Origin of the sequence: Guyparkeria sp. SB14A (assembly GCF_005096345.1) — a bacterium.
GTDB lineage: Bacteria > Pseudomonadota > Gammaproteobacteria > Halothiobacillales > Halothiobacillaceae > Guyparkeria > Guyparkeria hydrothermalis.
Genome location: NZ_SWAW01000046.1, coordinates 1 through 7,401, shown reverse-complemented (window position 1 = coordinate 7,401; position 7,401 = coordinate 1). Strand labels below are relative to the sequence as shown.

The following is a 7,401-nucleotide window of genomic DNA, read 5'->3' as shown; positions in this document are numbered from 1 at the left end:
TGAGGTCTTGCCAAGATCGATGCCGAGCGTTGCAATGGACATAGGTCTGTTCCTCCTCTGTTGCTGAATGGGTTTGTTCCTCCAAACAGCGTAATAGGGTGGGAGCAGGCCATTCCATTAAAAAAGCCGCAGCGATCGAATCGATCGGACTGCGACTTCCCTTCCACGGCCCGGGCATCCCGGGCGAACCGGGCCCGTAACCGGCGTTACTTGTGACGCATATCCTGCAGCGCCTCGTTCATCTTGAACAGCACGATCATCAGCTCACACCAGATGCGCGCGCCGATCGCGCCGAACACGATGGTCAGCAGGCCCGAGATGAACGTGCCGAACGAGAAGCCGTTAAACCCGCCGAACATCATGCCGATGCCGCCGATCACCACGCCCACCAGCAGCAGCCAGTAGATGACGGTAATAAATTTCGGCGTCAGCATCTTGTCGAAGAAAAGAAGGTCTTTCATGGGTCTTGGTCCTTTTTTGGTTCTTGGTTTTTTGAAGCACGAAGGACGATCAAGACGGGGAACGGTGCCGCGCTGCCAAACACAGTGCGTCAGCCGCTTTGGATGGCCGGCAGGGGAACGCCAACCGGGGGAAATATCGGAGAACAACAGATTCCCTTCCAAGCGTCTCGACTTCCTGTCGAATTTGCTTCCAGCCGAGCCTACCACAGGCAGCGTGACCCGGATTGCGGCCTGACAGTCAGGGCCCTCCCCCTTCTGCGGGACTACCCCATCTGATCCGGCGCCGGCTTGCTGCTATTGTCGTATCGCTTGCCGTGCAGCGTTTCCCTCGTCAGAAAAGGAGTCTTCCGTGAGTCAGCGCCCTTCGCCCAACCCGTCCGCGCACTGGCTGGCGGATATCGACTCGCTTGATCGCGACGACTTGATCGAGCGCCTGCGCTCCTTGGCCGCTGAACTCGACCGGGTCGAGGGGCGTGAACACGCACGGGCCGGGCAGCAGGTACTCATCGATGACCTGACCGGCCTGGGCAACCGCCGCGACTTCGTGCGCCAACTGGACACCCTGTTCAGCCAGCATCGGCGCAACGACCTGCCGGTGAGCCTGATCCTGCTCGACATCGTCCAGTACATAAACCACCACGGCCCGTCGGCCGAGGACCGCGTCCTGCGCGCCTTCGGCGACTGCCTGCGCGAGACCCTGCGGGGCATGGACATGTCGTTTCGCATCGCCGACCACGAGTTTGCCGTGATCCTGCCCGACACCCCGGTAGCCGGCGCCTCGGCAGTCGCGGACAAGCTGCGCCTGGCGGCGGCCTACTTCCTGGTCGAAGACGCCGAGGCATCGACGCGGTTCGATGTCAGCGTGGGGGTGGATGCGTTCCGGGAAGAGGACGAGGATGCCGATGCCATCGTCCAGCGGGCGTACCAGGCGCTGGACGAGAGTCGGGCGGCGCAGGCGGATTGGGGAGAAACGGCGCCCGAGAAATAGGGCTCTCTTCCCTTCCCCGCCTCAACGCTTCCCCTGTAGGTCGGACTTCAGTCCGACGTCGGCCAACGGCCGACTTCGCGCATCCCCCGAATAGAAACACTGGAGAGTGGTTTCGCACGCCTGTTGCGAGGTGCGGTAAATAGCGATCACCCTGCCAGGCGTGCGAGCCCCTTTTCTTGCTTGTCCAAGAAAAGGGGCGAAAAGAAAGACACCCCACGGCTTGGCCCTTCGGGCCTTCGAGGCCGGACGGCGTCCGACCTCGAAGCCTCACGACCGACGGCTGTCACGGGGCCGGCTCGACGCGACGTCGTGTCGCGCTGAGCCTCGGAGCGACGTCCATGTCGCTCCGACCCCGGCCACCCGCCGGTCGTGAGGCAAGCCGACAGGGGGTAGAAACCTTCGTTAACCGCCGTGCCAGCTGCCAAGCGCGCGCACCACCACCCGAAACCGAAGGCGTCTACGCAGTTGAAGTCCGTGGATTACGTGGATCGAAGGAGGAGCCCCCTTACGCCTTGCCTCGCGGGCGGGGAATCGCAGGGTCGGGCCGGCAGGGACGCCGGCCCGAGGTTCGCCGCGACAGGACGTCGCGTCGAACCGACCCGTCCGCGATTCCCCGTTCGCGAGGCTGATCGCGCAGCGATCAGGCCCGCAGGGCCAAGGCGTCGGGGTGTCCTTCTTTTCGTCGGTTTTCTTGGACAAGCAAGAAAACCGACTCGCGCGCAATGCACGGAGCCGAAGCGCTGCCACTTCACGCAACAAGCGCGTGAAACCCACTTACCACCCTGACCTCGGCCTAGGGCAGGCACCTGTTAACGAGGCCTCTTTTGCCGCCGAAACCAGCACCCTCAAGCACAGGAAACCTGCCGACCGACGCCCTTATCTTCCCAATGGCCTTCATTCGCAAAGTTACCCCCCCCTTAACGACGCGAATAATCGGCCACCCTAGTCACAAGGATAGGCCGTCCACATGGCACGAGTCACTAATATAAAAGCCGGATTATGAAGTTCAGATGGGTTATCTTCTAAGAAGCGACTCACAACCCTAATGGCTTGGCCATTTTTTATTCCGCCTTCCGGCAGACACACTCGATACCCGCCATGCAGCGCTTTTGCTTCTGAAGCCGCCACAAGCGTGTTTTTAACCCCTTGGACCAAACCAATGCACCACCCAGCCGCAACCGAACTACCCGACTGAATATCATTCCCATCCAAAGACCTCAAAACAGAGTGACAAGCAGGCAAAAGGTCATTGCCATCCGCGAACCCCGAACCTGCCCCTGATATGGGAGAAAACAGAAGAGCGCTGACGATAGGAAGAAATGTCCAGCCACGCCCTAGATTAAGCATAAAAACGCCCCTATAACCTGCTGTGATAACAATCTAAACAACGAGCGCACGCAGCTTGGGTGAGGAGTTGAAAACCAGCCACACTAGTTACACCCGCAAAAGGTCAATCAATAACAGACAGCTTCGACGGGCAATTTACCCTTAGCGATCTTCATCCAACCCCCGACTCGCCATATTCGCCGCCCGAAACAACGCCCTACGCTTATTGAGCGTCTCCTCCCACTCAGTCGCCGGCACGGAATCAGCAACAATCCCGCCACCAGCCTGAACATGCAGCTGCTCGTCCTTGATCACCCCGGTACGGATGGCGATGGCAGTATCCATATTGCCGTTCCAGGCCCAGTACCCCACCGCCCCGGCGTAGACACCCCGCTTGACGGGCTCGAGCTCCTGGATGATTTCCAGCGCACGGATCTTCGGTGCACCCGAGACGGTGCCGGCTGGGAAGGTCGCGCGCAGGACGTCCATGGCGTTCAGGCCCTCGTCCAGCTGGCCGGTGACCTGCGAGACGATGTGCATGACGTGCGAGTAGCGCTCGATGATCATGCGCTCCTCGAGCTTGACGCTGCCCACCCGGGCGACGCGGCCGGTGTCGTTGCGCCCCAGATCGATCAGCATGACGTGCTCGGCGATCTCCTTGGGGTCGCTGAGTAGATCCTGCTCGAGGGCCTTGTCCTCGGCCTCGGTGGCCCCGCGCGGGCGGGTGCCGGCGATGGGACGAACGGTGACCGTGCCGTCCTCGAGACGGGCGAGGATCTCGGGGCTGGAGCCGACCACGGTGAACTCGCCGGCATCGATGAAGTACATGTACGGCGAGGGATTGATGCTGCGCAGCGCCCGGTAGAGGTCGATCGGCGCGGCACCGAACTCGATGCTCATCCGCTGGCTCGGCACCACCTGCATGACATCACCGGCCGCGATGTACTCGCGGATGGCACGCACGGCGTTCTCGTAGCCTTCGCGGGTGAAGGTGGCGGTGAAGTCGTTCTCGTCGATCGGCTTGCCCGGGGCGCTCGAGCCGTAGTGGGCCACCGGCTCGCGCAGGCGGGCGGCCAGCCGGTCGAGGCGCACGTTGGCGAGATCGAGCGCGCCGGGCTCGGCGGGGTCGATCAGGGTGACCAGCAGCAGCTCGCTGGAGAGGTTGTCGACCACGACCACCTCTTCGCTCGCCATCAGCAGGATGTCGGGCACGCCCAGCGGGTCGTCGGCGTCGAAGTTGGCCAGGCGCGGCTCGATGTAGCCGATGGTCTCGAAGCCGAAGTAGCCCACCAGCCCGCCGTGAAAGCGCGGCATGTCCGCCGGTTCAAAGACGCGGTAGCGAGCCTTGAAGGTCTCGATCCAGGCGAGCGGGTCGTCGACGGTTTCGTCCTCGACGATCTCGCCGTCCCTTTTCACCACCACGCGGTGTCCGTGGACGGTCAGGACGGTGGAGGACGGCAGGCCGATGATCGAGTAGCGCCCCCAGCGCTCACCGCCGGTGACCGACTCGAACAGGTAGCCGAACGGGCCTTCGACCAGCTTGTGGTAGACGGACAGCGGGGTGTCGTAGTCGCCCAGCACGCGGCGGGTGACGGGGACGCGGTTGTAGCCCTCGGCGGCGAGTTGCTCGAGGTCGACGCGGGTGGGCTGGTAGGGCTGGAAGCGGTTGGGCATGACGGGCTCCGATAAGGAAAAGGCGACGGACGGGGACGAGTGGGCGTTCAGCTACGCCATCGTCTCCGCCATCGCCTTGAGTCGGTTGCCATCGTCGGATCCGCCATCGTCTAATCCGCCATCGTCCCTGGGCCGGTCATGGTGGTTACCGGGCGATCAGGCCGGAAAGCTCGGTCATGGAGTCAATCACGGCATCCGGGTCGAAGTCGCGGATGTCACGCCCGTGGTTGTAGCCGTAGCTCATGCAGACGATCGAGAAGCCCGCGGCGCGCGCGGCCTTCACGTCGGAGATCGAGTCGCCGATCATCAGCGCCTCGGAGGGGTGCACGTGGAACCAGCCCGCAGAGTAGATCAGCGGGGCCGGGTCCGGTTTCTTCAGCGGCAGGGTGTCGCCGCTGATGACCACCTCGAAGTGATCGCGCAGGCCGGTCTGCTCGAGCAGCGGCAGGGTGAAGGCGGCGGCCTTGTTGGTCACGCAGCCCATCGGCAGGCCGAGGGACTTGACGAACTCCAGCCCCTGAGTGACGCCGTCGAAGACCTGCGAGTGCTGACCGTTGTTCTCGGCGTAATGACGCTTGAACACCGGCAGGGCGCGGTCGAGCTCGGCCGGATCGGGCGTGCCGTCGAGGTCGTTGGTCAAGGCGCGCTCGACCAATCGCTCGACGCCGTTGCCCACCCAGTTGCGAACGTCCTCTTCGGCGCGCTCGGGATTGCCCAGCTCACGCTGCATGGCGTTGACCGAGACCAGCAGGTCGGGCACCGAGTCGACCAGGGTGCCGTCCAGGTCGAACAGCACCATGCGCGGCGTGAAGCGTGGCATCACTTGACCTTGGCCAGCTCGTCGCGCATCGCCTTGACGATGCTGTCGTAGCGGTTCGGGTCGGAGTCCTGGCCCTTGCCGAACAGCGCCGAGCCGGAGACGAAGGTGTCGACGCCGGCCGCGGCGATCTCGCCGATGTTGTCGGCGTTGACGCCACCGTCGATCTCCAGGCGGATGTCACGGCCGGAGCGGTCGATGATCTCGCGCGCCTGGCGGGCCTTCTCGAGGGTCGCCGGGATGAACTTCTGGCCGCCGAAGCCCGGGTTGACGGACATCAGCAGGACGATGTCGACCTTGTCGATCACCCATTCCAGCACGTCCAGCGGGGTGGCCGGGTTGAACACCAGGCCGGACTGGCAGCCCTGGTCGCGGACCAGCTGCAGGCTGCGGTCGACGTGCTCGGTGGCCTCCGGGTGGAAGGTGATCGACGTGGCGCCGGCCTTGGCGAAGTCCGGGATGATGCGATCGACCGGCTTGACCATCAGGTGGACGTCGATCGGCGCGGTGACGCCGTGCTTGCGCAGCGCGTCGCAGACCAGCGGGCCGATGGTCAGGTTCGGCACGTAGTGGTTGTCCATCACGTCGAAATGCACCCAGTCGGCGCCGGACTTCAGGACGTTGTCCACTTCCTCGCCCAGGCGGGCAAAGTCGGCCGACAGGATACTCGGGGCAATGATGTAGTCGCTCATCTCGCGGTCCTCGGATAACGGGAAAGATTCGGGGAAATCGGGTCGCGCAGCGCCCGTCCCGATCGCCGGAACCGGCATCGGGTGGAACGGGCACACGCGCGGAAACTGCGCTTAAGGAACCTCTGCGCGAATTGGATACCACTCTGGCTTGGCGAGCCGTTCGTGATCAAGGCGCGATGTCGCCGGCGTGCCGGCGGCCACGTCAAGACATCGCAACGCGGAGCACGGGCGGCTCGCCAAGCCCCGTAGGGCGTGCCTTGAGCCGGGCACCTGCGGCGTTGCCGTCCGAGGATGCGGGAATCACCCTTCCGCGACGGACGGTCGCCTTGCATCTGCCCGGCTCAAGGCACGCAGAGCGGTATCCGATTCGTGCAGAGGATCCTCAATGTACCGGATTCGGCGCGATTTTTTAAGAACGGCATGGTCGCGAGGCCCGCCGCGGTTCGCGTCGGGGGCGTTCGGCGAGCGCCTCGCCGAGGCCTCCTTGCCGGACGGCGCAGCGACGGCACGGCAAATCGGCTAGACTCCCCCGACATTTTCCAGCCGAAACCACGATTCAACATCACTATGTTCCAGACCGAACTGCTGCTGCGCGAATTCGTCACCCACGATGTCCAGCGATACATCCTGGCCAAGCCCGAGGGCTTCTCGTTCACGCCGGGACAGGCCATCGAACTGGCCATCGACGAGCCCAAGTGGCGCGACCAGGGCCGCCCGTTCACGCTGACCAACCGGGTCGACGATCGCGTGCTGGAACTGATGATCAAGAGCTACGGCAGCCACGACGGCGTCACCCAGCACCTGGCCCAGTCCCAGCCCGGCCAGAAGCTTTTGATCTCCGAGCCGTTCGACAGCTTCAACTACGAGGGACCGGGCTGGTTCATCGCCGCGGGCGCCGGCATCACGCCGTTTCTGGCCATCATTCGCGATCTCGCCGACCGCGGCCAGCTCGACGGCCAGAAGCTGATCTACTCGAACAAGACCGCCGGCGACATCATCCAGCAGCGTGAGCTGGAGGCCGCCTTCGGCGAGAACGCCCACTTCGTCTGCACCCGCGAGAACTCGCCGCTGTGCACCCACAGTGGCCACGTCGACGACGCCTTCCTGCGCGAGCACGTCCGCGATCTCTCCGAGGAGTTCTACGTCTGCGGCCCGCCCGCCTTCACCGAGCAGGTGAAGAAGACCCTCGGCGATCTGGGCGGCAACACCCGGAGCATGGAATTCGGCTGAGCCAAGCCGATCACCGGACGAAGAAAAGCCGCGTCACGGATTACCCGGGCGCGGCTTTTTCATGCCCCCTGCGCAGAAACAAACGCTGTAGGAGATTCTATGTCTCCCCACAAGGGATTCTCGGCACGTAGTCAGTCTGTTTCTGCATCAAACTGAAAGCGACCCGAGCCAGTTTTCTCGCAAGGGCGACCAACGCTTGGGTGGGTGCTAATC

6 protein-coding genes are annotated in these 7,401 nt (G+C 63.7%); 2 read left to right on the top strand and 4 right to left on the bottom strand.

Going from position 1 to position 7,401, the window contains the following annotated elements:
* Positions 1 to 206: 206 nt before the first annotated feature.
* The gene (locus tag FAZ79_RS10835; RefSeq protein ID WP_136867982.1) at positions 207 to 461 is read right to left on the bottom strand and encodes a DUF4282 domain-containing protein; all 255 of its coding nucleotides are present in this window, start codon (positions 459 to 461) and stop codon (positions 207 to 209) included.
* A gap of 349 nt (positions 462 to 810) precedes the next feature.
* On the opposite strand from FAZ79_RS10835, the gene FAZ79_RS10830 reads away from it, so the two are divergent.
* Complete coding sequence (locus tag FAZ79_RS10830; RefSeq protein ID WP_169303686.1) at positions 811 to 1,449, top strand: GGDEF domain-containing protein; 639 nt, start codon at positions 811 to 813, stop codon at positions 1,447 to 1,449.
* A gap of 1,488 nt (positions 1,450 to 2,937) precedes the next feature.
* Here FAZ79_RS10830 and trpE read toward each other — a convergent pair.
* The 3 genes from trpE to rpe form a co-directional block, all read right to left on the bottom strand.
* The gene (trpE, locus tag FAZ79_RS10825) at positions 2,938 to 4,449 is read right to left on the bottom strand and encodes an anthranilate synthase component I (RefSeq protein ID WP_136867980.1); all 1,512 of its coding nucleotides are present in this window, start codon (positions 4,447 to 4,449) and stop codon (positions 2,938 to 2,940) included.
* Between the two features lie 145 nt (positions 4,450 to 4,594).
* A complete protein-coding gene (locus FAZ79_RS10820; RefSeq protein ID WP_136867979.1) occupies positions 4,595 to 5,269 on the bottom strand; it encodes a phosphoglycolate phosphatase in 675 nt (224 codons plus the stop codon).
* Positions 5,269 to 5,958 carry a ribulose-phosphate 3-epimerase gene (gene rpe / locus FAZ79_RS10815; protein WP_136867978.1) on the bottom strand — a complete coding sequence of 230 codons (690 nt, stop codon included), beginning with the start codon at positions 5,956 to 5,958 and terminating at the stop codon, positions 5,269 to 5,271. The genes FAZ79_RS10820 and rpe overlap by 1 nt, the downstream gene beginning before the upstream one ends.
* Positions 5,959 to 6,525: 567 nt before the next feature.
* Between rpe and FAZ79_RS10810 the strand changes: the two genes are divergently transcribed.
* Positions 6,526 to 7,188, top strand: coding sequence for an FAD-binding oxidoreductase (locus tag FAZ79_RS10810; protein WP_136867977.1), 663 nt, complete (start codon positions 6,526 to 6,528; stop codon positions 7,186 to 7,188).
* The last annotated feature ends 213 nt before the right edge of the window (positions 7,189 to 7,401 follow it).